The 25432-nt window shown below is 57.5% G+C and carries 21 protein-coding genes; 8 read left to right on the top strand and 13 right to left on the bottom strand.

Annotation, left to right across the window (positions count from 1 at the left end; genetic code table 11):
• Positions 1-22: 22 nt before the first annotated feature.
• Genes FZF01_RS12825 through FZF01_RS12810 form a run of 4 tightly spaced genes read right to left on the bottom strand, consistent with a single transcriptional unit; the run spans position 23 to position 4262 of the window.
• Complete coding sequence (locus tag FZF01_RS12825; protein ID WP_150278587.1) at positions 23-640, bottom strand: TIGR04282 family arsenosugar biosynthesis glycosyltransferase; 618 nt, start codon at positions 638-640, stop codon at positions 23-25.
• A gap of 7 nt (positions 641-647) precedes the next feature.
• Positions 648-1619: a TIGR04283 family arsenosugar biosynthesis glycosyltransferase gene (locus FZF01_RS19605; protein ID WP_223825512.1), complete on the bottom strand. Its 972-nt coding sequence runs from the start codon at positions 1617-1619 to the stop codon at positions 648-650.
• Complete coding sequence (locus tag FZF01_RS12815) at positions 1620-3764, bottom strand: FAD-dependent oxidoreductase (protein WP_150278586.1); 2145 nt, start codon at positions 3762-3764, stop codon at positions 1620-1622.
• Positions 3765-3806: 42 nt separating this feature from the next.
• Positions 3807-4262, bottom strand: a complete 456-nt coding sequence (locus FZF01_RS12810) for a DUF1499 domain-containing protein (RefSeq protein ID WP_150278585.1) — start codon at positions 4260-4262, stop codon at positions 3807-3809.
• Positions 4263-4388: 126 nt separating this feature from the next.
• Between FZF01_RS12810 and FZF01_RS12805 the strand changes: the two genes are divergently transcribed.
• Positions 4389-4886, top strand: coding sequence for a MarR family winged helix-turn-helix transcriptional regulator (locus FZF01_RS12805; RefSeq protein WP_150278584.1), 498 nt, complete (start codon positions 4389-4391; stop codon positions 4884-4886).
• Position 4887: 1 nt separating this feature from the next.
• Here the strand turns inward: FZF01_RS12805 and FZF01_RS12800 are convergent, their stop codons facing one another.
• The 3 genes from FZF01_RS12800 to arsS all read right to left on the bottom strand — a co-directional run bounded on the left by FZF01_RS12800 (position 4888) and on the right by arsS (position 8653).
• Positions 4888-5865: a hypothetical protein gene (locus FZF01_RS12800; protein ID WP_150278583.1), complete on the bottom strand. Its 978-nt coding sequence runs from the start codon at positions 5863-5865 to the stop codon at positions 4888-4890.
• The gene (locus FZF01_RS12795) at positions 5862-7256 is read right to left on the bottom strand and encodes an SLC5/6 family protein (protein ID WP_150278582.1); all 1395 of its coding nucleotides are present in this window, start codon (positions 7254-7256) and stop codon (positions 5862-5864) included. Before FZF01_RS12795 ends, FZF01_RS12800 begins: the two co-directional genes overlap by 4 nt.
• Before the next feature lie 434 nt (positions 7257-7690).
• A complete protein-coding gene (arsS, locus tag FZF01_RS12785) occupies positions 7691-8653 on the bottom strand; it encodes an arsenosugar biosynthesis radical SAM (seleno)protein ArsS (RefSeq protein WP_150278580.1) in 963 nt (320 codons plus the stop codon).
• Positions 8654-8822: 169 nt separating this feature from the next.
• On the opposite strand from arsS, the gene FZF01_RS12780 reads away from it, so the two are divergent.
• Positions 8823-9698 carry a class I SAM-dependent methyltransferase gene (locus tag FZF01_RS12780; protein ID WP_223825511.1) on the top strand — a complete coding sequence of 292 codons (876 nt, stop codon included), beginning with the start codon at positions 8823-8825 and terminating at the stop codon, positions 9696-9698.
• 24 nt (positions 9699-9722) lie between these two features.
• On the opposite strand, the gene FZF01_RS12775 is transcribed toward FZF01_RS12780, so the two are convergent.
• The gene (locus FZF01_RS12775; RefSeq protein WP_188434378.1) at positions 9723-10775 is read right to left on the bottom strand and encodes a helix-turn-helix domain-containing protein; all 1053 of its coding nucleotides are present in this window, start codon (positions 10773-10775) and stop codon (positions 9723-9725) included.
• Positions 10776-11258: 483 nt separating this feature from the next.
• Between FZF01_RS12775 and FZF01_RS12770 the strand changes: the two genes are divergently transcribed.
• The 3 genes from FZF01_RS12770 (at position 11259) to FZF01_RS19420 (ending at position 14881) form a co-directional block, all read left to right on the top strand.
• Complete coding sequence (locus FZF01_RS12770) at positions 11259-13202, top strand: DUF1302 domain-containing protein (protein WP_150278578.1); 1944 nt, start codon at positions 11259-11261, stop codon at positions 13200-13202.
• Positions 13203-13235: 33 nt separating this feature from the next.
• A complete protein-coding gene (locus FZF01_RS12765; RefSeq protein WP_150278691.1) occupies positions 13236-14600 on the top strand; it encodes a DUF1329 domain-containing protein in 1365 nt (454 codons plus the stop codon).
• A 113-nt stretch (positions 14601-14713) separates the two neighbouring features.
• Positions 14714-14881 carry a hypothetical protein gene (locus FZF01_RS19420; RefSeq protein WP_188434376.1) on the top strand — a complete coding sequence of 56 codons (168 nt, stop codon included), beginning with the start codon at positions 14714-14716 and terminating at the stop codon, positions 14879-14881.
• Positions 14882-15013: 132 nt separating this feature from the next.
• Here FZF01_RS19420 and FZF01_RS12760 read toward each other — a convergent pair whose 3' ends face one another.
• Complete coding sequence (locus tag FZF01_RS12760) at positions 15014-16063, bottom strand: helix-turn-helix domain-containing protein (protein ID WP_150278577.1); 1050 nt, start codon at positions 16061-16063, stop codon at positions 15014-15016.
• 273 nt (positions 16064-16336) lie between these two features.
• Here FZF01_RS12760 and FZF01_RS12755 point away from each other — a divergent pair, with 273 nt between their 5' ends.
• From FZF01_RS12755 to FZF01_RS12745, 3 genes are all read left to right on the top strand, one after another.
• Positions 16337-18100 carry a DUF1302 domain-containing protein gene (locus FZF01_RS12755; RefSeq protein ID WP_150278576.1) on the top strand — a complete coding sequence of 588 codons (1764 nt, stop codon included), beginning with the start codon at positions 16337-16339 and terminating at the stop codon, positions 18098-18100.
• A 34-nt stretch (positions 18101-18134) separates the two neighbouring features.
• The gene (locus FZF01_RS12750) at positions 18135-19499 is read left to right on the top strand and encodes a DUF1329 domain-containing protein (RefSeq protein ID WP_150278690.1); all 1365 of its coding nucleotides are present in this window, start codon (positions 18135-18137) and stop codon (positions 19497-19499) included.
• Between the two features lie 497 nt (positions 19500-19996).
• Positions 19997-21319 carry a DEAD/DEAH box helicase gene (locus FZF01_RS12745; RefSeq protein WP_150278575.1) on the top strand — a complete coding sequence of 441 codons (1323 nt, stop codon included), beginning with the start codon at positions 19997-19999 and terminating at the stop codon, positions 21317-21319.
• 169 nt (positions 21320-21488) lie between these two features.
• Here FZF01_RS12745 and FZF01_RS12740 read toward each other — a convergent pair whose 3' ends face one another.
• The 4 genes from FZF01_RS12740 to FZF01_RS12725 all read right to left on the bottom strand — a co-directional run bounded on the left by FZF01_RS12740 (position 21489) and on the right by FZF01_RS12725 (position 25401).
• On the bottom strand, positions 21489-21875 hold the full coding sequence (locus FZF01_RS12740; RefSeq protein ID WP_150278574.1) for a VanZ family protein: 387 nt from the start codon (positions 21873-21875) through the stop codon (positions 21489-21491).
• A gap of 10 nt (positions 21876-21885) precedes the next feature.
• A complete protein-coding gene (locus FZF01_RS12735; protein ID WP_223825510.1) occupies positions 21886-23997 on the bottom strand; it encodes a YjbH domain-containing protein in 2112 nt (703 codons plus the stop codon).
• Entirely contained in the window at positions 23990-24691 is a 702-nt protein-coding gene (locus FZF01_RS12730) for a capsule biosynthesis GfcC family protein (protein WP_188434371.1), read from the bottom strand. Before FZF01_RS12730 ends, FZF01_RS12735 begins: the two co-directional genes overlap by 8 nt.
• A 122-nt stretch (positions 24692-24813) precedes the next feature.
• Positions 24814-25401, bottom strand: coding sequence for a YjbF family lipoprotein (locus FZF01_RS12725; protein WP_150278572.1), 588 nt, complete (start codon positions 25399-25401; stop codon positions 24814-24816).
• Between the last annotated feature and the right edge of the window lie 31 nt (positions 25402-25432).

Genomic DNA, 25432 nt, shown 5'->3' with positions numbered 1-25432 from the left:
TGACCAATGACTCGGCGCTGTATTAGCTTAGTGCGAGCTCAGTCGAGATACCCGCAGCGGCAAGCCGTTGCAGGTCTTCGGGCTCATCCAGATCCCACAGGGTAGCGCCCAGCCAAAGGGTCAGACCGGCACCGGTGACGCGTTCCTGCGTGTCAGTCAGCACATCGGCATGGCTCCAGGTCATGTTATTGAAAGGAGTTATATGCGGTACGCGCTGGCCAATCAGAACATAGCCACCGTCTTCGCTGGGGATGATCGCGATATCGTGCTGAGCCAGGGCCTGGTTGGCTGCATGCAGATGAGCGCAGTCGAGCAGCGGGCAATCCGTGCCGATCAGAAGGGCGCCGTTGGGGTGGTCCGCATGGGCGTTGGCCATACGCTCGCCCAGATCTCCGCCCTGCTGTTGGCGCAGGGTCAATTGATGTTCATGGGCCAAGGACTGGATGACCGGGTGAGTGGTATCCGGGGCGCAGTACAGAAGCCGCTCGCCGGGCCAGTTACGGGTCTTTTCCAGCGTGTGACGCAGCAGTTTTTCATACAAGGCACAGGCGCCCTCGGGGCCCAGCGCGGGGATCAGGCGCGTCTTCACCTGACCGGGAACGGGGGCCTTGGCGAAGATGATCAGCGGGCGAACAGTCATGGCGGACTCATGGTTTGGGCACGCGGGCAGGATAATACTTTTGCGCCAGCCTGGCAGGGGAGACGCCCACCCAGTATTGCAGCCGCAGCCACCACATCAGTCCGATTGTTTTGAATACGCCATTTTGCTGCCAGCGCCGGCTGGAGGTGGTGAGGGGGTGGCGGATGCGGGCCGGTGGGCAGATGCGCTTGAGGCGCCTGGTCAGCTCGATGTCTTCCATAAGCGGAATATCGGCATAGCCGCCCAATTTGTTGAACAGGTCCCGCCGCACGAAGATGGCCTGATCGCCCGTGCAGATGCCCGTGAGGCGCGAGCGATGATTCATCATCCAGGCGACCATTTTGAGGGTCGGGGAGGAGGGCACAAGGCACACATCGAACCGACCCCATTGGTATTGCGGCGCCTGGTGGGATGCTGGACCAAGGTCAAAATGGATTCCCGCGTGCGCGGGAATGACGGGGTTGGAGGCGGGAACCCCGGACTCCCCCCCAACGTCATCCTCGCGAACGCGGGGATCCATTGTCGGGTTCGGGTGCGCTGAGTGGTCGGGTTCTGGGCTCGGTGTGGGCTGAAGGTCAAAATGGTTTCCCGCGTGCGCGGGAATGACGGGGGAGGGGGCGGGAACGCGGGGATCCACTTTCGGGTTTGAAAAGAGCGGGTTTGTGCATTGCGTAGGCGGGATGGCGACGTCCGCAATCATTCGCAAGAACCCCTCCGGCAACCGCGTATCCGCATGCAGAAACAACAACACCGCACCCCTCGCCACAGCCGCTCCAGCATTCATCTGCCTCGCTCGCCCTGACGCAGACTCGACCACCTGATCCACCAGCGGCCCCGCCAATTCAACGGTAGCGTCCTCACTCCCCCCATCCACCAGAATAATCTCGATCTCGCCGCGCAATCCCTGCAACGGCTCCAGCACCTGAACGATGCCAGGTGCCTCATTGCGCACGGGGATGACTACCGACAGCCAGGGCATTCAGCTGCCCAGGCGCCAGCGGTGGAACTTGGCGACCCATTGCAGCAGTTTCTCCGGTGCATGGGCGCGTTTCCATTCGCCGGCGGCGAATTTGTTGGCTTCGGCCATGGTCGGGTAGCTGTGTATGGTGCCCAGGATCTTGTTCAGACCCAGTTTGTATTTCATGGCCAGCACGTATTCGGCCAGCAGCTCGCCAGCATGGGCGCCAACAATGGTCACACCCAGAATCGTGTCCTTGCCCGGCACGGTGAGCACTTTCACATAGCCTTCAGCAGCCTGGTCGGCAATCGCGCGGTCCAGATCGTCGATGCCGTAGCGGGTGATCTCGTACTGCACATCCTGCTCCTTGGCATCGGCCTCGGTCAGGCCCACGGTCGCTACTTCGGGATCGGTAAAGGTCACCCGTGGGATCACCCGGTAATCCACCTTGAAGCGCTTGAAGGTACCAAAGAGCGCATTCACTGCCGCATACCAGGCCTGATGCGCCGATACGTGGGTGAACTGGTAGGGCCCGGTCACATCGCCGACGGCGTAGATATTGGGATAACGCGTAGCCAAAAACTCGTCGGTATCCAGTGTGCCGTTGTCGCGTTTGACCAGCTCCAGCTTCTCGATGCCATAGCCTTCGGTATTGGCCTTGCGGCCGACCGCCACCAGCACCGCATCAAAGGCAATGGCGACCTCCTCATCGGTCTGCAGGTTACGAGCGATCAGTTGATCCTGCCCGTCGATTTTCTCGAAGCGCTCGGCGTTGTGTTGCAGGCGCAGATCCACACCTTCTTCGCGCAGCGTTTTCATGACCAGTTCGGCGGCATCGGGATCCTCTTTCGACAGCAATCGATCACCACGCTCCACCTGAATCACCTGGCTGCCCAAGCGCTGGAAAGCCTGGGACAACTCGCAGCCGATCGGTCCGCCACCCAGAATCAACAGGCGTTTGGGCTGATCACGCAGACCCCAGATGGTGTCCGAGTTGTAGGCATTGGCCTGATCCAGTCCCGGTATCGGCGGCATGAAGGGGCGGGCGCCGGCGGCGATGATGATGTTTCGCGTGGTCAAAGTCTGCCCGTTCACCTCGACTTCCCACGGCGAAAGAATAGTCGCCGCGCCCTGATGCACCTCTACGCCCAGATCGGTATAGCGCTCTACCGAATCGTGGGGTTCAATATCGCGGATCACCCGCTGTATGCGATCCATCACCCGCGCAAAGTTCACACTGGCGCTGGCCTCGTTGTAACCCAGCGCATGGGCACGATTGACCTCGGCAGCCAGTTTGGCCGAGCGGATCAGCGCCTTGGAGGGCACGCAGCCGGTGTTCAGGCAATCGCCGCCCATGGCGTGTTTTTCAATCAGGCTGACGTTGGCTTTGACGGCCGCTGCTATATAAGCGCTGACCAGACCGCCACTGCCGGCGCCAATCACCACCAGGTTGCGGTCAAAGTGCTTTGGCTTGTTCCAGCCTTTATAAACCCGCCGGGCCTTGACGAAATCGACAATCTTGCGCGCGACCAGCGGGAACAGGCCCAGCAGCACAAAGGCGCCAATCAGGTCGACCGACAGGATGCCGCCCAGCGACTCCAGCTCACCCAGCTGACGACCGGCATTCACATACACCAGTGTGCCCGGCAACATGCCGATCTGGCTCACCACCCAATAGGTGCCCACCTTGATGCGCGTCAGACCCATGGCGAGGTTGATCACAAAGAACGGAAACGCCGGTACCAGACGCAGGGCGAACAGGTAAAAGGCGCCCTCGCGCTCAATACCGCGGTCGATGGACTTGAGTTTGCTGCCAAAGCGCGCCTGCACCCAGTCACGCAGCAGAAAACGGCTGATCAGCATCGCCAGCGTGGCACCCATAGTGGAGGCGAAGGATACGATCAACAGACCCCAGCCAATACCGAAGAGTGCGCCACCGAGCAGGGTCATCAGCGCGGCACCGGGCAGGGACAGCGCCGTGACCAGCACATAAATGCCGAAGAAGATGCCGCCAGCCAGCCAGGGGTTGGCACTCACCTGGGCGTTGAGCGTGGCTTGCTGGGCCTTGATTGCCTCCAGACTGAAGTACTGGTTCAGGTCCAGCAGGAAGAACCCCGCGACCAACGCGGCGATGACGAGTAAAACAATGATCTTGCCGGTTTTCATGGTGCGGATACTCCAGACTGCGAAAATAAAGGACGGCTGATCTTAACGGGCGTACAGGGTGGTCAACTGCTCGTGGCGCTGGCGATTGAGCCCCAGGTCCGACTTGCCCGCACGGCTTTCCGAGCGAAAATGCACCTGGCGGGTTGTTTCGTCCAGATAGAACTCGGCGTCATCGCGAAAGCGCATTTTCGGGGTGACAAACACCACGCGAAGGTAATCCTCTTCCTCACGTACTACCTCGGCGCCACCATGGGCGGCCAGAGCATCCTTGATGGCCTGCATGGTAGCGGCCCGATCTGCCTTGAACGGCCAGGGGTCGACTGCCTTCTCGCCGTCGTCGGTCTGGGTACTCACGCCATTGGGGTTGCCACTCAGGGGCGTGAGTTGCCCGCTGTTATGCCCCAGCGTTGGCACCTGGCTGTTCTGCCAGTAGATATAACCGAAGGCGACGGCGACCAGGGTGATGAGTACCAGGGCAATGATCATCAATATCTTCATTAGTGCGCTTCCTTGATCCAGTGAGCGAGCAAACTATCTTGTGCGCAAAACAATAGGCCACAGCTATTGACGGGTCAATACCTTGTGCGCAAAATAAATCCCGTATCCACCAGCACGAGACGCTTCATGCCTGACTCAACCCCAAGCGCTCCCTTATCTGATGCCAGCAGTCGCCTGTTGTTACGCAATCAGCTCTGCCACTCGCTCTATAGCGCCAGCAACGCCATGGTGCGGGCCTATCGGCCGCTGCTCGAGCCATTGGGGCTAACGTATCCGCAGTACCTGGTCATGCTGGCGCTCTGGGAACACGACGCCGTGCCCATCAAGCAACTGGTCGAAGACACCCGTCTAGACGCCGGCACCCTGACGCCGATCCTCAAGCGTCTGGAGCAGAAGGCGCTGGTGCAGCGGCGCAAGAGCACTGAAGACGAGCGCCAGTGGCTTATCGTTCTGACCGACCCGGGCGCACAGATGCGTGAACAGGCCAGCGACATCCCCTTGAAACTTTTTTGCATGACCAGCATGTCACTGGAGCAGGCCCAGCAACTGAAACAGGCCGCCGAGCAGATTTATCACGACGTTGTGCGTCGCAACCCGGTCGATCCCGACCAGGCCGACACATAAGTTAATCCAGCGCTGTCATCGCGCACAGCGTCTGGCCCAGCACAAAACCGCCGAGCATCGCATCAGCTGGCGCATCCGCGGTTCCACGCAGTATCCGCTCACGATAAGACAGGGCTGCCGGGCTATTCTCCGGCCACTGCCGATCGAAATCGTCCATAAAGCCGTCGTGTGAATAGTTCAGTGGGATCGCTTCCACCACCAGGCCATCACACTGAGCGCGATAGATTGCCGAGGGATGGGCGTGAGTGCTTATGCGCGTGACCAGGCCGTAACGGCCATTATTGAAATTCGGCATGCCGGCGGCGCCGTTGTTGATAATCGCCAGTCCCGGTACGGCCTGTTCCGCCATGGCCAGCGCCGCTGGCGCGCAGGTGTGGCTGGTGGCCAGAACGCTGATGTGATTGCTGGCAGCCCAAGCCTGCAATGCCTGCTGGCGGGCAGGCTCAGCAAGGACGGAGCGCGCGCATGCCCAGCCAGCCAGGGAGGTTTCATCGCCGTGGGTGATCGCAATGCGTTTGCCGGCGACGCTGACCAGCGCCGTCGCAGGGCGGTCAGCCAGCTGCTTTGCCATGCCGGGTAACTGGTTCACGGTGCTGCTCAACCGCGCGTGAATCTGATTGGAGCGCTCTACGGTGTGGTCGTCTACCGCGTCGGGATAGGCGCAGCCGCAGCCGGCGGCGCTGTCGTCGGGTCGTCCCAATTCGGTTTCGACATTGCCCCGCAGCAGGGTATGTGCGGCCAGGCGCGTTTCGATCTCGCTGAACAGCGCAGGCTCCACATCAAACCAGTGCATGTCCCCATTGAACACGGCTTTGGCATCAGGCTCGGCGGCCAGGCGTTTTTCCAGGGCCGTAAGCGCCTGGCGATTGCCATACAGGCCGCCGACGATATACAGCGTTTGGCGGTCAAACAGCGGCGCCCCGGCAAAGCTGTCTGACGGCAGATGGTAATCCAGCGGGCAGCTGCGTCCGGCGGTCATGCGGCGCTCCCAACAGCCGGGCGCTGTAGCCAGCCGGGAATCAGATAGAGCGCAGTGCACAGCAACAGGCCGTACAGGTTGGTGCCCAACAGTAGCGCATATTTGCCATCGCCAATCGCCCAGCTCGCGGGTATCCAGCCGATGGTCAGGGCAATGCCCAGTGCCAGGCCCGCCCAAAAACTCAGGTGAAAGCCCGCCCGGGTTGGCGTGACAAAGCCGTGCAGCACAAACACTGGCGCCAGTCCCATCACCATGGTCCCGCTGATGGTCGTCGCCTTGAGAATATCGGTACCGGCCAGCATCGGCAGATTGCCGAACAGGGCAAAGAGCACCATGGTGCTCATGCCCACTCCCAGTGCCTTGCGGCCCAGATCCTTGCCAGCCAGCGCAGGGAGTTCTCGGCCGACCAGTTTGGCCAGGCTGGAAAACGTCGAGTCCAGGGTCGAGCCGGCAGCAGAGATCATCACAATGGTCATCACTACCAGGGCAGCCAAGCCCATTGCGCGGGCCAGGTCAGCCGGGACGTTACCTGATGCCGCCATGCCTACAAGGTCGGCATGCACACCAATCAGACTGAAGGCCAGAATCGCAAAGAACCCCAGCACACCGGCCACACCGAAGGCCTTGAGCATGCTCTTTTCTTCGCTGATAAAACCGCGGTCGGTCAGCACCGGATCATGGAAGGGATAGCTGACCAGTTGCAGACAGGCAACCAGCAGCAGATCCACGCCGGCGTTCAAAGCCCAGTTGCTGGTGCTGGCTAGTTCGGCTGGGGAGTGTTGCGGCAGGACCAGGCCCAGCACGGCGACCAGAGCCACCACAAAGATGGCCGCCTGGGCCGCGTCAGTGAGAATGGAGCTGCGCAGCCCGCCGCGCAGGCTGTAGGCCAGTGTGACGGCGGTAAACAGTAGGGCCGCGCCGATAAATTCGATGCTGCCACTTTCACCGTAGTAACCACCGACCACGGCCGTGTTGCTCCACACTTCGTTGAACAGGCGGATCAGGATGGCGGCGGTAAAGGCCAACGCCGCGGCCCGGCCATAGTGGGAGGTCAGAAACTGCACCATGCCGGTCGCGCCAAAGTGGCGGCGCAAGCGGTAGATGACCAGTCCGCACAGAGGAATGGAGAGCCAGTAAGTGGCATATGCCAGACCGCCGACCAGGCCGAACTCGGCGCCCAGGTTAGCGGCGTTGGTGACCGATTTGGCGAAAATCCAGCTGATAAAGATGCTGGTGGTCAACAGAAAAGGGGACGCCTTGCGGCCAGCGCTGTCTTCACCATTGAAAAAACCGCCAAGGGTCACGGTGCGGGGCGACAACCAATACATCATCGCCCCGTACACCACCAGAAATCCCCAAAAAAACACGCCCACCCAGCTGGTCAATTGCATGCTGCTTCCATCGTCAAGTTGTTGTTACGGTCAAACTCAAACCCGTCGAGATGGAACTCGACACTCCCAGAAGCCCACCCCTGGGAATGGCCGAGTTCCAGCTCGGCAGAGTGGTCCCAGCCACACCCTTGGTCGAGATGGAGCTCGACACTCCCAGAAGCCCACCCCTGGGAATGGCCGAGTTCCAGCTCGGCAGGGTAGTAGCAGCCGCACCCTTGGTCGAGATGGAACTCGACACTCCCAGAAGCCCACCCCCGGGAATGGCCGAGTTCCACCTCGGCAGGGTAGTAGCAGCTACACCCTTGGTCGAGATGGAACTCGACACTCCCGGAAGCCCACCCCCGGGAATGGCCGAGTTCCACCTCGGCAGAGTGGTAGCAGCCACACCGCTGGTCGAGATGGAACTCGACACTCCCGGAAACCCACTCCGAAACCTACCCCAACGCCCCACCACAACTGGACCCTTGCCCGGCGGTACAGGCAAAACAATGGTCGCGGGTCACTATGGGGTTGTTCTCCACATTACTGCCCAGCAAATCGCTCAGATGGCTGCGGTCCCGGGCGAGCAGATTCATGGGTAGATCCAGCATCTGGTTGAAATCGCAGTCATACAGATAGCCCTGCCAATCCACACTGACCATCGTGCGGCACATCAACCCCGCCATGTTCTGTTCACTGAAGTTGTCACGCAGCAGCTGCATGTAGTCGTTGAACTGGCCTTTACTGACCAGGGTGCTGCCAAAGCGTGCGATCGGCTGATTGGTAATGGTGTGCAGCTGGTCGAACACGATGCCGAAGTCTTCCAGCAGATGGCTTTTATAGTCCGCCTGCAGAGCTGCCTGGGGTGGTGGCAGGCTGGGGCCCTGGGGGTTGTAGACAAGATTTAGCTGCAGATCGCTGTCCGGCTGGCCGTAACCCAAAGCGTTGAGCATCTGCAGACCCTGAATACTGCGCTCGAACACACCATCGCCACGCTGCTTGTCAACGTTGTCGCGGGAATAGCAGGGCAGGGAAGCGGAGACGATCACCTGCTGCTCGGCCAGAAACTCTGCCAAACCTTCGTAACCTGGCTCGGTCAGAATGGTCAGATTACAGCGGTCGATAACCTGCAAACCCTCCCGACGGGCATGGGCGACTATCTCGCGAAACCGCGGATGCATCTCCGGCGCACCGCCGGTGAGGTCCAGTATTTGAACCGAATGGGCGTCGATAACGTCATACAGGGTAGCCAGCACCTGATCGCTCATCGCTTCGGTGCGTGTCGGGCCGGCGTTCACGTGGCAATGCAGGCAACGTTGATTGCAGGTGTACGTCAGATTCACCTGCAGCGTCTGCAGGCTGGAACGGGCAATCGCCGGGAACGATAGATTGTCCAGAAGCGGTAGCGTGTCGCGCACAGGATGCTCCATTTGAGTGAGTTGCCACTGAATCGCCAGGGTGGTCACTTTTTTGATTCAACAGGTGACTGATTGTTACAGCTTGGTAGCAAAAAACCCATGGCAAACATGAACCTTGTGTATCCAACTGTTAGGCTGGATGTAACAAGTAACCAGTCAGGAGAAGACAATGCGCCATTTTTTAATCGGAGCCGTGTGTGTGTTCGGCATGTCTGCGGTCTCACCGGTGATGGCTCAGACCCCGCCCACCAGCGCCGCGCCGCTGTCGACCATCCAGCCACCCGTGCTGAGTTTTGAAGACACCGCGGCCATACGCGATGCGGTGGGCAGCACCACACGCTCAATCTCCAACATCATGCGCGACGCCCACCGCAACCCGCAGCCGACCCTGGAATTCTTCGGCATTCGTGATGATCACACCGTGGTCGAGATATGGCCAGGCGGCGGCTGGTACACCGAAATCCTCGCGCCTCTGCTGCATGAGGAAGGCAAACTGATCGCAGCGCATTTCCCGGAAGACAGCGATGTTGAGTTCTTCAAGGAATCGCGCGCGGACTACGAGCGCCTGCTCAGCCGCCGCGACGTCTACGAGAATGTCGATCTGGCCACCCTCGACTACGATCCGAACAACCCGATAGCCGAGTCGGGCACTGCAGACCGTGTGGTGACCTTTCGCAATGTGCACAACTGGCTCGCCGTCGGCATGGACGAGACCCGCACGGTCTTTGCCAAGATGTTCGATGTACTCAAGCCCGGCGGCATGATGGGCCTGGTTGAGCATCGCGCGCGGCCGGGTGTCGAGCTGCAGGAGATGATCGATACCGGATACGTGTCGGAAGAACTTGTCACCGAGCTGGCGCTGGAAGCGGGCTTCGAGCTGGTGTCGCGCAGCGCGATCAACCAGAACCCCCAGGACATGGGTGACCACCCTGATGGCGTCTGGAGCCTGCCGCCCACCCTGCGCGGGGGCAATGAGAACCGGATTCAGTACATGGGAATCGGCGAAAGCGACCGTATGACGCTGTTGTTCGTCAAGCCTGAATAACCTGCCGGGTGGTGCCAGGTGCTGTCAGTTCCCGGCGGGTTGTCGGGAGTCGGCACCGCGCTGCATTGACCTGAACGCCGTGGGGCTCATGCCGGTCCAGCGGCGAAATGCGCGGGTAAAGCTGCTGGGGTCCAGAAAGCCCAGTTCATAGGCAATGCTGGTCAGGGACAACTGTCCCTGGCTGATCATCCGGATGGCCCCTTCCTTGCGCACCTCATCCACCAGCTGCTCGTAAGAGGTGCCCTCGGCGCTCAATTTACGGCGCAAATGCCGCGGACTGATATTCATCGGCACCGCAACCCGCTCCTCGGACATATCCCCAGACCCAAGTAGCACCTGAATACGCCGCTTGACCTGCTCAACCAGGTCATTGCTCGGCATATTGGCCAGCAGATCCTCCATGGCCTCGATAAACCGCGGCAACAGAAAGGAGTCCGCGCTGGCCAGGGGTTTGGCGAGCAGGGTTTCCTCCAGCATCAGATAGCAACCCTCGGTGCTGGCGCTGACCGGACAGCCCAGCAGACGCGCGCACATCTCGAGTTCGCCGGCATCGCTGCGTGCCAGGGCCACGCCCTTGAGCAATCCCAGGTTGTCCTGATCGAGCTTGTGCACCAGATGGCACAGGTAGCCGACCAGCGCCTCGAGGTGCTGCTGATGGGGCTCGCCCTGGGCGCGCAATACCATCAACATGGCGTCTTCACCCTTGCGGGTCTCCAGCTTCACCTGGGTACTGGCGATCGGAAAGAAGCGGATCAGGTTGGTCAAGGCCGTGCCCAGCGTCGGGCTGGCCTGGCTGGTCAGGGCAATCGCATTAAGCGAGGTAGGGTTGAACAGCCTGTGGATGCGCATGCCAAACAGGGGATCGTCGGCCAGTTGCGCGGCCTCTGCCCACAGCAGCGAGCAGGAAGCCTGATCGATAAAGCCGGAGGAGGGCGGCATGCCCCCGAACAGGCTCTGCACCACACTTGAATCGGCAAGGGAACATTCGTATTGACGCAGGGCCTGGTTGATCAATGGAACCCAAAGCGCCCGTTCCCCTGTTCTTGTTCCTGTCTGTGAGTTCGAGCTATCCAACATGTCTGGTTCCCGATGGATGATCCAAGGTCTAAAACAAAAAGCTGTGGTGCGCGCAGTAATACAGTCGAGATTATCCCTGTAGATTATACGAAATCGCATTCCGCTTGGCGGAACGGCTAGTGCTGATTTTGCAGATCGTTGTTTCGATCCTCTAACCCATTCGGGTGACCCTTGGAGCATGCTACTTTAAAAGGGTGCTGCCCTTTGATTGCGCAAGGTGTTACCTTTCGAAACACCCGGCCCAGAAGGCTCGTCGAGGTCCGGCACCGTACAGAGCGGTATGCTGCATCCGCCACTCAATGACCTCAGGTGTCAATCCATGAAAGCACAGATTTAATTCTGATTCATCAGCTGAATGGCCGGCAGAGTCAATTAAATTGGCCTGCAAAGTCAAGTCTTCGACGGGGAGTGCATGCCAGACTGCCTCTGTCCTGAACGTGTCTTCAGATACACAGGTTCATGTCACCCAAACGGAGCAGCACAATGACAAAAAAAATGCATGCTTGGTCGCTCGCGGCCTTGCCACTGGCAATCGGTCTGGCCAGTTTTACCGGTTCAGCTAACGCAGTTACTTTCAACATCGGTGAAGTTCGCGCTCAGTTCGACTCGCAACTGTCCCTCGGCGCCAGCATGTCGACTACCGACGCCGACAAGCGCTTTATTCACAATGCTACCACTGTAGATGGTGTGGATCAGGACGGTAAGGCCGTAGCACGTACATCTGATGACGGCCGCCTCAACTACGAGTCTGGTGATTTCTTCTCCAAGATCTTCCGAGGCGTACATGATCTGGGCTTCACCTATGGTGATTCCGGCGCGTTCTTCCGTGGCAAGTACTGGTACGACTTTGAAACCAAAGACGGCAGCCAGGATTTTTACGATATTCAGGATGATGGTCGCCCACCATTGGTCAAAGGTGCTGGCGTAGCATTGCTCGACGCTTTCGTTTACCACAATTACGCTATTGGCAATAACCCAGGTAACGTACGTCTGGGTCGCCAGGTTGTGAGCTGGGGTGAAAGTACTTTTATCCAGAACTCGATCAACTCGATCAACCCTGTTGACGTCGCCGCTTTCCGTCGCCCAGGCGCGGAAATTAAGGAAGGTCTGTTGCCTGTCGAGATGTTGTACGTCTCCCAGGGTCTGACCGACAACCTGTCCATGGAAGCATTCTACCAGCTCAAATGGGCACCTTTCGCTATCGATAACTGCGGTACCTTTTTTGGTTCCGATACCCTGGCTACCGGCTGTAACGATCGTTTGGTCGTAAACGGGCCAGACTATCCTCAGGGTAATAACACCACTGGTTCGGCAATCATCTCCAGGTCAGAGAAAGATCGTGACGCGAGTGATGATGGTCAATTCGGTGTTGCCTTTCGCTACTTTGCTCAAGAGCTGAATGACACCGAATTCGGCTTTTACGCGATGAATTATCACAGCCGTACACCTTTCTACAGCAATACCGTAGGTAATCGTCTGGTTCCCGGCGGTACAGCTGCTGCCATCGGTGGTCAATTGCAGCAAGCAGTTGCTGACGGAGCACCGGCGGCGACTATCGCTGCACTGCAGAACGCACTTAACGCTCAATTGGCTCTACTCCAAGCCGGAACCATTGCTGGTATTGACGGCACACCTGGCGCCGCAGGGTATTTCTTCGAGTACCCAGAAGATATCCGCCTGTACGGCGTAAGCTTCCAGACCATGGTCGGCCCAGCTTCTGTCGGTGGCGAGTTCAGCTATCGTCCCAACATGCCTATGCAGATCAATACTGGTGATATGAGCCGTACTGCTCTAAGTCTTGGTCAGGATAACACTCACCGTGATCTGGCTGGTCAGCTCGCCCCAGGCGATTACCTGAAAGGCTATGACCGCAAAGAGTTCTACCAGGCTCAAGTTACAGCCATTCACTTTATTGAGCGAGTGCTCGGTGCAAGCCGCCTCTCTCTGGTTGGTGAAGCCGGCGTGAACTATATTGGCGGTCTTGGCGACACTCGTTATGGTCGTGATTCACTGTTCGGCCAAAGCCCGTATCAAGCAGGCGAAGTTGGTGCTAACGGATTACCCTTGGCTGCAGGCACCTGTGCGTCTCAAACCGGCAATGATGGCTCGGAAGGCTTTCAGAACAGCTGGTGTGAGAACGATGGCTTTTACACTGACTGGTCCTATGGCTACCGCGCACGCGCTGCTCTGGACTACTCCAACGTTTTCGCAGGCGTGAACGTAAGCCCGAGCCTGACCTGGTCGCATGATATTGAGGGTTACGGTCCAAACTTCACTGAAGGCGCCAAGGCTGTCAGCCTCGGTCTGAACTTCGATTATGCTAACAAGTACACTGCCAGCCTTAGCTACACCGATTTCTTTGATGGCAAATACAACACCAACGTGGATCGCGACTTCGCATCCGCCAGTGTCAGTGTGAATTTCTAAGACAGGCAACTGAGGATAAAAATAATGATGCAGATGCAAAAAACCCTACTGGGTGCTGGTGGTCTGGCTTTAAGCCTCCTGGCATCCAGCGTCATGGCCCAGAGCCTGACGCAGGACGAAATCAATCAGCTGGGTAATAACCTGACGCCTATCGGTGCAGAAAAAGCCGGTAACGCTGCAGGCACCATTCCCGAGTGGACTGGTGGTCTGGGTCCAGACGCAGGCAAGATGATTGGCGACAACTTCCAGTCCAACCCCTTTGCCGACGAGCAGCCAGAGTTCGTGATTACTGCTCAGAACTACCAGCAGTACAGCGAAAACCTGACTCCTGGCCAGGTCGCCATGTTCGAGCGTTACCCCGAGACGTACCAGATGCCGGTCTACAAATCGCATCGCTCGGTCGGTTACCCACAAGCTGTGTATGACCAGGTCAAGCAGACCGCCGGTCAAGCCAAGCTGGTAAACGGTGGTGATGGTCTGGACAACTTCTCCCACGGCACCTTTGCCTTCCCGATTCCAAAATCGGGTGCGGAAGTCGTCTGGAACCACAACACCCGCTACCGCGTGAACATCAAGCGCTGGTACATGCAGGCCATGCCGCAGACCAACGGTTCCTACACCCTCATCAAGCTCGAAGAGGAAGTGGGTTACCCGCAGCTGATGGATGACGTCGACGAGTCGACCATTCCTAACACCCTGCTGTTCTTCAAGCAGCGTGTAAACGCGCCTTCGCGTCTGGCAGGTAACGTACTGCTGGTACACGACACCCTGGACCAGTTGAAAGAGCCACGCATGGCGTGGGTTTACAACGCCGGCCAGCGTCGCGTACGTCGCGCACCTCAGGTAGCTTATGACGGCCCGGGTACTGCATCGGACGGCATGCGTACTTCTGACAACTTCGCCATGTATAACGGTGCACCTGATCGTTATGACTGGAAGATGATTGGCAAGAAGGAAATCTACGTTCCGTACAACAGCTACAAGATGACCCAGCGCGAAGTGAAGTATGACGACGTACTGAAAGCCGGTCACATCAACCCCGAGCACACACGCTTCGAGCTGCACCGCGTGTGGGAAGTTCAGGGCAACGTGAAGGCTGGTCAGCGTCACATCTACGCCCAGCGTAACTTCTTCATGGACGAGGATTCCTGGCAGATCAACCTGGCTGACCACTACGATGGTCGTGGTACTCTCTGGCGCGTTGGTGAAGGTCACATCGCCTTCAACTACGTAGAGAAGATCCCGGGTTACTCCATCGAGACCCTGTATGACCTGTTGGCCGGTCGTTACATTGCCCTGGGCATGTACACCGAAGAAGTCTCTGCACCGCAGTTCGACTTCGAGCCAAGCTACAACCAGTTTACCCCGGCAGCCCTGCGCTCCTCGGGTATCCGCTAAGCTGGTCGCCTTCGGGCAATAAGAAAGGGAGCCTTCGGGCTCCCTTTTTTTGTCTGCATTTCCGTAAACATAATGCTGAACCCGCTTTTTTTACCCCCAAAATGGATCCCCGCGTGCGCGAGGATGACGATTGGTTGGAGGGCGGTATTATGTCTGGGGCGTTGCTGTGGCTGGTTTACCGCTTGGATCCCCGCCTTCGCGAGGATGACGATGGGGAAAGCGAGGATGACGGTGGGTGGGGCGAGGATAGCGGTGGGTGGAGCGAGGATAGCGGTGGGTGAAGGCGAGGATGACGGTGGGGGAAGCGAGGTTGACAGTCTGGGGAAGCGAGCATGACGATGGGGGAGGTCATTCCCGCCCCACACCCCGTCATTCCCGCGAACGCGGGAATCCATTTTGACCTTAAGGGTTTGTCAAGCGGTAACACTACCGCCCTGGCGGGACTGGGAGCGGAAGGCGGTGGGGCTCATGCCGGTCCAGCGGCGGAAGGCGCGGGTGAAGCTGCTCGGATCCAGAAACCCCAGCTCGAAGGCAATACGGCCCAGGTTCAACTTGCCGTCCTGGATCAACCGAATAGCCAACTCCATGCGCACTTCATCCAGCAACTTCTCATAGGTCGTCTGCGTCTCGCTCAGCTTGCGGCGCAAATGCCTGGGGCTCATGTTGAAGGGGGTGGCCACCAGGTCTTCCGACACCTCACGTTCTGATACCAGCACGCGGATCCGCTGCTTCACCTGCTCGGCAAAATCGATATTGGGCACGGCCCCAAGCATATCCTCCAGCGTCGCATCCAGACGCTTGACCAGAAAAGCATCAGCGGCGGGCAGGGGCGTGTTCATCATGTGTCTGTTGAACTTGACGGCCACCCGTTTGCTGCCCGGTCGGATACGCTTGCCAAAGATGTTTTCGCAGGTCGTGCGTGTCCGTTCATGGTCCCCAATCAAGCGGGTTTCCAGCACCATCGAGCTGGTAGCCGGCCCCAGTGCATCCCATATGTGCTTGCAATGGGACAACAGGGCTTCCATGTGCATCGGATGTGGGGTGCCGCGGGGCTGAAAATAGACGGTTATGTGCTGATCGTCTTCCACCGAATACAGCTGAACCTGAGTACTGAACACGGAGAAAAAACGAATCACTCGCTGCAGAGCATCGCCCACAGTGGCACTGGAAACGGCGGCCAGGCCCAGTACCTTGAGGGTATTGGAGCGATAGTTCTGTCCCATTTTGAGGCCAAAACAATCGTCCTGAGCAAGATTGCCAGCGGCATGCCACAGGCGGTTCATATCAGTCTGGCTGATTTGCACCGAGCTGAGGTCTGTCGGTTCGAAGTACTGCTGCAGGTCATCGGGTAAGTCGTCAGTAGACTTGCCATATTCTTTTGCGAGGGTCTGGCCTATGCCCTGAGCCCAAAATGCCCGTTCTTGCAGCCGCTCACAGGGTAGCGGATGGAGGATCTGGTTCATGCGGGAGAGTCTCTCAGTTTTATTCTTGTATTTTTTGTCTCACTCTGGGTCTTTCTATCGTCAACATAAGCCAAATAGACCGATTATGCAAAAGAATGGAACAGATAATTGCATGCGGTTAATAAAGGACATTCATTGAATGAATGTCCCCTTGGGGCCAAGAATTAGTCCTTTTCGGACAAATCAAATTCATTCTCCGTGACAGACTTGTCTCCGATGCCAGACACCTCCGGGCTAGCTGGTATCCATGATTCAATCTAACGGAGCAGCACAATGACAAAAAAAATGCATGCTTGGTCGCTCGCAGCGTTGCCTCTGGCAATCGGTCTGGCCAGCTTCTCGGGTTCAGCAGGTGCAGTAGCTTTCAATATTGGTGACGTTCAGGCGCAGTTTGACTCGCAGCTTTCTATCGGCGCGAGTATGTCTACGCAAAGCGCAGACAAGCGATTTATCCACGTCGGCACCGTCATTGATGGTGAGAATCAAGGCGGTCAAGGTGCAGCTCGAACCTCAGACGACGGTCGCTTGAATTATGAAGCAGGCGATGTTTTCTCAAAGATCTTCCGCGGCGTTCATGACCTGGAACTGTCCTACGGTGATTCCGGTGCGTTCTTCCGTGGCAAATACTGGTACGACGCCGAGATCAAAGACGGCAGTCAGGAATTCTACAATGTAGATGATGACGGTCGTCCACCGCTGGTCAAGGGTGCTGGTACAGCACTGCTGGATGCGTTCGTTTATCACAACTACACCATCGGCAACACGCCGGGTAACGTTCGCCTGGGTCGCCAGGTGGTTAGCTGGGGTGAGAGTACATTCATCCAGAATTCGGTTAACGCAATCAACCCGGTGGACGTGGCTGCTTTCCGTCGTCCCGGCGCTGAAATCAAGGAAGGTCTGCTCCCGGTCGAGATGCTGTACGTCTCCCAGGGCCTGACCGACAACCTTTCCCTTGAAGCTTTCTACCAGCTCAAGTGGGCTCCCTTCGCAATCGATAACTGCGGCACATTCTTTGGTGCAGATACGCTGGCTACCGGTTGTAACGACCGTCTTGTAGTAGGTGGCTCTGACTCGCCCCAGGGTGATCCAACCCTTAACGGTCGTATCATTGCCCGTGACGGCAAAGATCGTGATGCAAGCGATAGCGGTCAGTACGGCCTGGCGTTTCGTTATTACGCAGCAGAGCTGAACGACACCGAATTCGGCTTCTACGCTATGAACATTCATAGTCGCGCGCCGATTTATAGCAACACCCAGGGGCCTCTTGTCGGTATTGGCGGTCTTGCCGGCGGTGCGGGTTATTTCTTTGAATATCCCGAAGACATTCGTATTTATGGTTTGAGCTTTGCGACCAACATTAGCGGCACGGCCGTTAGTGGTGAGGTCAGCTATCGCCCGAATCAGCCCATGCAGGTCACTTCCGGCAGCATGAGCGTCGCGGCTCTCACCGGCTCAGGCGCCTTCATTGGTCGTCCTAACGAGACCTACGCGGCTGGTGACTACATCCAGGGTTACGATCGCAATGGTATCTATCAGGCTCAGGTCACGGCCATTCACTTTATCGAGCGGGTTCTCGGCGCCAGCCGTCTCTCGTTGGTGGGTGAAGTTGGTTACAACTACATCGAGAGTTTGAGCGACGCAGACGGTTCTACTTTCTACGGTCGTGACTCGGTGTTCGGTCAGTCTCCTGTTGCTGATGGCTCCTGTTTCTCGCAAAACACCGGTCGTGGTGCAAGCTGGTGCGAAAGCGATGGCTTCTACTCGAGCAGCTCCTGGGGCTACCGTGCACGTGCGGCACTCAACTACTCCAACGTATTTGCCGGCGTCAACCTGACACCGACATTGAGCTGGTCACACGACGTTCAAGGTTGGGGCCCTAACTTCAACGAGGGCGCCAAGGCTATCAACTTCACCCTGAATGCCGATTACGCCAACAAGTACTCTGCCAGCCTCGGCTACACCGATTTCTTCGATGGCAAGTACAACACCAGCGTTGATCGTGACTTTGTATCGGCTAGCGTTAGCGTAACGTTCTAAGACTGGCAACTGGAGAGATAAAATAATGATGCGTATGCAAAAAACTCTATTGAGTGCCGGCGGACTGGCTTTGAGCCTTCTGGCAACCAGCGTCATGGCACAAAGCCTGACGCAGGACGAAATCAATCAACTGGGCAACAACCTGACTCCGATTGGCGCTGAAAAGGCTGGTAACGCAGCGGGCACCATCCCTGAGTGGACTGGCGGTATCGGTTCGGACGCAGGTCAGGATCTGCCCGATAACTTCTCGTCGGATCCTTACGCCAACGAACAGCCGCAGTTCGTGATTACCGCGCAGAACTACCAGCAGTACCGCGATAATCTGACCCCTGGCCATATCGCCATGTTCGAGCGCTACCCGGAAACCTTCCAGATGCCGGTGTACGAGACACACCGCTCTGTAGGCTACCCGCAAAGCGTCTACGACCAGGTCAAGCAGACCGCCGGTCAAGCTAAGCTGGTAAACGGTGGTGACGGTCTGGACAACTTCTCCCACGGCACCTTTGCCTTCCCGATTCCAAAGTCGGGTGCGGAAGTCGTCTGGAACCACAACACCCGCTATCGCGTAAACATCAAGCGCTGGTACATGCAGGCCATGCCGCAGACCAACGGTTCCTACACCCTCATCAAGCTCGAAGAGGAAGTGGGTTACCCGCAGCTGATGGATGACGTAGACGAAGCGAGCATCCCCAACACCCTGCTGTTCTTCAAGCAGCGTGTAAATGCACCTTCGCGTCTGGCAGGTAACGTACTGCTGGTACACGACACCCTGGACCAGTTGAAAGAGCCACGCATGGCGTGGGTTTACAACGCCGGCCAGCGTCGCGTACGTCGCGCACCTCAGGTAGCTTATGACGGCCCGGGTACTGCATCGGATGGTATGCGTACATCTGACAACTTCGCCATGTACAACGGCGCACCTGACCGTTATGACTGGAAAATGATTGGCAAGAAGGAAGTCTTTGTACCTTACAACAGCTACAAGATGACCCAGCGTGACGTCAGCTATGACGATGTGCTGAAAGCAGGCCACATCAACCCCGAACACACCCGCTTCGAGCTGCACCGCGTGTGGGAAGTTCAGGGCAACGTGAAAGCCGGCCAACGCCACATCTACGCCCAGCGTAACTTCTTCATGGACGAAGACTCGTGGATGATCAACCTGGCTGATCACTACGACGGTCGTGGCACGCTCTGGCGTGTAGGCGAGGGCCATATCGCCTTCAACTACAACGAGAAGATCCCGGGTTACTCCATCGAGACCCTGTATGACCTGCTGGCCGGTCGCTACATCGCCCTGGGCATGTACACCGAAGAAGTCTCTGCACCGCAGTTCGACTTCGAGCCAAGCTACAACCAGTTTACCCCGGCAGCCCTGCGCTCCTCGGGTATTCGTTAAGGTGTAAAGCTGCTCAAGTAGTTGTTTGGGATTTAAGGGACATCTTCGGATGTCCCTTTTTTTATGCAAGCTTTTCGCCCAAATAATGCTGAAACCCGCTTTTTAAACCCAAAATGGATCCCCGCCTTCGCGAGGATGACGAAGGGGGGGCGTCATTCCCGCGAAGGCGGGAACCCATTTTGACCTTGGGTTCTGGCCCGCGAACCCGCACACATAATGCTGAAACCCGCTTGCTTGAAACCCAAAATGGATCCACGCGTACGCGAGGATGACGAAAGGGGGGGCGTCATTCCCGCGCACGCGGGAACCCATTTTGACCTTGGGTTCTGGCTCGCAAACCCGCACACAAAATGCTGAAACCCGCTTTTTAAACCCAAAATGGATCCCCGCCTTCGCGAGGATGACGTTGTCTAAGAGGTTCGAGGATGACGATGTCTGTCTAGTGTTACACTACCCACCATCAAATCCGATTACTGCCGTACCAGAGGGAAGCATCCTTGTTTAGCGAATTTGCCCTGCACGAACGTCTGCTCAAAGGCATCGAAGAACTGTCTTTCGACAAACCCACCGAGGTTCAACAGGCAGCCATTCCGCCTGCGATTGCGGGTGATGACCTGCATGTGATTGCCCAGACCGGCAGTGGCAAGACAGCGGCATTTGTAGTGCCTCTTCTGCAGCGCCTGATGACCGACGACAGCCAGGCCATGGCGCCGCGGGCGTTGATCTTGCTGCCCACGCGTGAACTCGCGCGGCAGATCATCAGCGAAGTGCAGAAATTCGCCAAGTTCACCTTTATCAAGGCTGAACTCATCACCGGTGGCGAAGACTTCAAGGTCCAATCCGCCAAGATGCGCAAGAACCCCGACATCATCATCGCCACCCCCGGCCGCGCCCTCGAGCACCTGGCCGCCGGGAGCTTGATCCTGTCCGATATCCAGGTACTGGTCCTCGACGAAGCAGACCGCATGCTCGACATGGGCTTTACCGAAGACGTGATGAAACTCGCCAACGCCTGCCCGCCGGAGCGACAGACGCTGCTGTTCTCCGCCACCAAGGGCAGTGCAGCACTGCGGCGTGTAGTTGAAGAGGTGCAGCGCACACCACGTCTGTTACAGCTCAATACCGTACGCGACGACACCCCAGCCATCACCCAGCAGGTTATCGCCGCTGACGACCAGGCCCACAAGGAAGCGCTGCTCAAGTGGCTGTTGGTTAATGAAAGCCCCGGCAAAGCCATCGTCTTCACCAACACCCGCATCATGGCTGACCGCCTCAACGGCGTTCTAAGAGCCATGGACCTGCGTGTATACGTGCTGCACGGCGAGAAAGACCAGAAAGACCGCAAGCTGGCCATAGAGCGCCTCAAGCAGGGTCATGTAGGCGTCCTGGTCGCCACCGACGTCGCGGCCCGCGGACTGGACATCGACGAGCTGGACCTGGTCATCAACTTTGACATGCCGCGCAGTGGCGACGATTACCTGCACCGCATCGGCCGCACCGGCAGGGCAGGGGCCGAAGGTATCGCCATCTCCCTGGTAGCACCCCACGAATGGAACCTGATGTGCAGCATCGAGCGCTACCTGCGCAGGCAGTTCGAGCGCCGCACCATCAAGGAGCTGGTCGGCAACTACAAAGGCCCGAAGAAAACCAAAGCCTCGGGTAAGCCGGTGGGTAGCAAGAAAAAGAAAGACGACAAGAAAAAAGACGGCAAAAAACGCCCCAAAACCGGCAAACCCGCCGCCAAACGCAAACCCGCCACGCCCCAGGGGCAGGTGGTGACAACGTCAGATGGATTGGCACCGCCGAAGAAGCGTAGCTGAGTGCAAATGCTCAAACCCGCTTTTTAAAGTCAAAATGGATTCCCGCCTTCGCGGGAATGACGGGGAGGGGGTGGGAATAACGTGGTAGGACGCGGGAATGACGGGTAGTGGTTGTCATCCTCGCGAACGCGGGGATCCATTGTGGGTTTCAAAAAAGCGGGTTTGTGCCTTACTGAGCGGGACGGCGCGATCCACGCCACAACTGAAACAACCAAACCATCACCAACCCCACAACCACCCCAGCCGTATTGGCATAAATGTCAGTAATATCAGCCGACCGCGTCGGATGAAAACTCTGCACATATTCCACAGCCACACCCACCATAAACATCAACAGTCCACGCACCCACCAATACCACCTGGGGAAGGCGAGGAAGTTGAGGACCGTGCAGGCGAATAGGCCACCGGCGTGATAGAAATACGAGTGCCAACCAGCGGTTGCCGGGGGCGGGGTGGGGCTCATGCCCAGGTAGATGCCCAGGCCGAGTACCGTAAAAAATATAACCTTGAACACCGTGCGATACCGCGCCCATTGGCGCATAAGTCTTACCCACATATCAGCACGGTCAATCCCTCAGGCTGTCGTAGCCGTCGTTGAAACGGCTCATGTCAGCGGAACGGGTCATGTCATACAGCTGGTAGCGTCGCGCCAGGCGGGCGCCACCGTCACGGGTCAGGGGGTTCCAGGCGATGGTACCGCTGGACTTGGACGAGCGGGCAAAGAACGCATCGAACGGGAAGGAGAAGTACACGCCCTTGTCGAAGCTACCCTCACCAAACTCTTCAGCCGACACGTTGGTACGCGTTACCCAGGCACCCACGGAAATACCGTTCTTGTAGCGCCGCGATAGGTCCAGCGTTGCACCGTAATCACCAGCCAGATAGCGGCCCACGCTGCCCTTGGCCAGCACATCGTAGAAACTGGTCTGCACATAGCCGGTCACGTGGCCGGTCAAGGTGGAATAATCGCGGAAGCTCAGATCCTGCTTGAAGCCACGCTGGCGCACCCAGTTCACATCCACACCCACAGCCCAGTTATCGTTATGCGGCCGGAACAGCAGCTCACCACCCACACCGCCGAACATACTTTCCAGCATGCCCGCATAGGCAGACGCATACAGATCACGGTCAAGACGCTTGGTGTGGGTGTATTGCAGACTTTCGATCACCACATCCGAGCTGGTCAGGTATTCACGGATATTGGTACGCACCCGCGGCAACTGGCTTGGGGCGTCGTAGCGGAACTTGTCGAAGTTATCCAGCAAGTTGGCAGCCACGCTGGTGTGAATCCACTGGTTGCGACTGAAGCGGTACTCACTGGTGAGACGCGCCAGGAACTGATACAGAATAAAGCCGTCAGGTCCACCCACGTTCTGGTTATAGCCTAGGGAAACGCCGTAGGTAAACTTGTCCAGAGGCTCGGTGTGCAGAAGCTCGGTGTTCAGAACGCTTGGCGTGGCATTTACCACGGAACGGCGCATTTCAGCGTCATCAATCCGGTTATCACGCAGATCGCGCAACTTGCCCGCGTCGATGCTGGTCTCGGTCACCGCCATGCCGCGGGGCTTGTTGACCAGGGTGTACCAGTCATAGGTGCCTTCGCCTGCGCTGTTATCCAGAATCCGGCTGGCCCGGCCCAGGCCCTGGGCTTCGTTACGGAAAACCTTTTGCTCACCGGTAACGATCAGCTCGCCATTCTTTTCTTCAATGGTTTCTACTTCAAAGCCGGCATTCTCGCGCAAACGATCGCTGACATTAGCCCAGTCTATGGTTTTGGCGCTCACACCAGCGGGGAGTGCTTGCCGCGGTTCTACCTCTGGATCCAGTGTTTTAGGCGTCAAGGCATCAGACAGGTTGGTACGCAGGGTAATACCGATCATCGCGGTATTACCGCGCTCCCAGCCTGCAGTAAAGGAGATGCCGTCGCTGTATTTGTAGACTGCACCTATGTTAATAGGTGAGTCTTGGGCCTGATTGTTTTCTTGAGGTTCAGATTGATAGTCGTTACCGTCGAGCTCGAGCTTCAGTCGCAAGGGTTCCCAGGGAGTCTGGTATTCAACGCCACCGAATATACCTGGGCGGCCTTTGAAATAGGCATCCTGGTTAAAATCACCCACTTGATCCGAGGTTCGACCGGGGCGCTCGTTGAAGTTACCACCCAAAATCGCCAGCGGGTTGGTCACGTCACCGCGGTTGCCGATGTAGCCCCAAGCAAAACCGAGACTGAAGTCGAGGTCGTAGAATCGCTTGTTAGCGACAAAGTACTCACTGGCGAACAAACCGGTACCGCCGACGTCACGCATACCAAAGGCCACGTCAGGTAACCAATAGTTTTCCTGCAGTAGTCGGACCTTTACATCTACGGCCTTATCTTTATAGCTCTGTCCAGTAGTAGATACGGCGTATTCCCTATTGCTGATTGCCATATAACGTATAGTGCCTTCAAGCCATGAAAACGGTTGTACTGAAACGCTGTAACGGCTGTAGGGTGATGTTCTGTTGGCATTAAAACTAAACTCACCCACGGGCGCCATACGGGCTGTCGGCGTCTGCAACAAGCCTACACCGCCAAAGTCATGCTGTGTGGTGCTGTAACGATCCGCGAGCGCCTGAGCTGGCAAGATAAGGCAGGCCATACTCAGTGATGCTACAAGGGAGGAAGCAGCAGCTTTACTCATCAAAGCGGCCTCCCAATTGATACTGTGTTGCGAGCAGTGCGGTGAAATCTTCATTCAGGCCCGTCGCTTCCGGCGAGAGGATATTCCGTTGCAACGGTACAAAAACGATTCCCCCGACAGCCAAATTGGCAGGTTGGGCGTTCCAGTAGGCGACGGAGGCCTTGCTGACACTTCCATCCGGCTGCACTAAATACACAAGACTGGGATCAGCCATATCATGTCGCGGGCAGCTCTCCAGGTAAGCAACGGGTTGTTCGCCGGGTACATAAGGCAAGACGCATTCGCGTTTTACCGCGCCTATCACGCGAATTTGATCGGGGCGCCGCGGATAGCGCAACTGATCACCGTCACGCAGTAATTGGTTATTCTGCGGCAGTAGTTGAGCGAGGGGATTCATTTCAGCCACTACGCGGCCAGTAACAGGCATGGGCTCTACCAGGGCATGCAGGCGCTCGGCCAGCTCCAGCAAGGGAGCGTTACCCTCTGCCTTGGCATGTACTGCGTTGACCTGCAATTCAAATAGAACGCCAGCCTTGAGTCGCACCTGGTCTTCTACTGCGTCTTTGCGTAAAAGGGCGGCGCCCAGAAACCAGGCATTGGCACTCACCTGGCCGGTAGCAGCAGCCTGGCTCAGCCGAGCACCCATCGGAAACGCAAATGTGCCGGGGTTGAGCACCTGACCGTCAATCTGCACCACTATCCTGTTTTCGTCAGGCAGTGCGGCCCTAGCTTCACTATTGCCTGCTGTTTGAGCCAGAGCATGAACTGAAAAAATACTGAAAAGAAGAAAACACCCCAAACTCAAAAAAGAACGATTCATTCCTGAAACCCCGCCGGACGCACTTCAGTCAGTCGCATGGGGGGCAGGCCTGGCGCAACATGTTGCACGCTGGCTATTACCTTGCCCGTGGCAGGGTCAAACCAGTAGTAATTGGTAGCGGTGAAATCCAGTGCAGGCATGCTTATGTTTTCATCCAGGCGTTGCAGTTGAATTTCCCTGCCCATTACCTGAATGGCTTCCTCTGGGCCCAACTCATAGGACGCGATTTGCGGAATGCCGGTCAAAAACCGATCCGGGTAATCCACGGTCCGCACAACTTCGACTTGCCCAATAGTACGAAGATCGCCGCGAAATGGATCAGCGGCCATCATTGGCGCCAGTACGTCACTCCCATCGGGCAGGCCCGCAGCCTGAATCACTCGGCCGTTCTGGGTCACCAGCATCTGCTCAAGTCCGTGCCACTCGGCAGTGCCCTGGCTTTCAGCGGCTCTGATGAGTAGCGCTTCAGATTGCACCAGTTGAACCACCAAGCCAGGTCGATCCAGAGTATTGACGTACTCGGCAGTAACCAGCGGTTCAGGGCCACTGACTGCCAGCTTGATCGACTCATAGGAATCGGTCATCAGCGAGTTACAGCCTGACAGCAACAGTGCC

The sequence above is a fragment of the Halopseudomonas salina genome (genome assembly GCF_008641105.1).
This window is presented reverse-complemented; position numbering and strand designations above follow the sequence as displayed.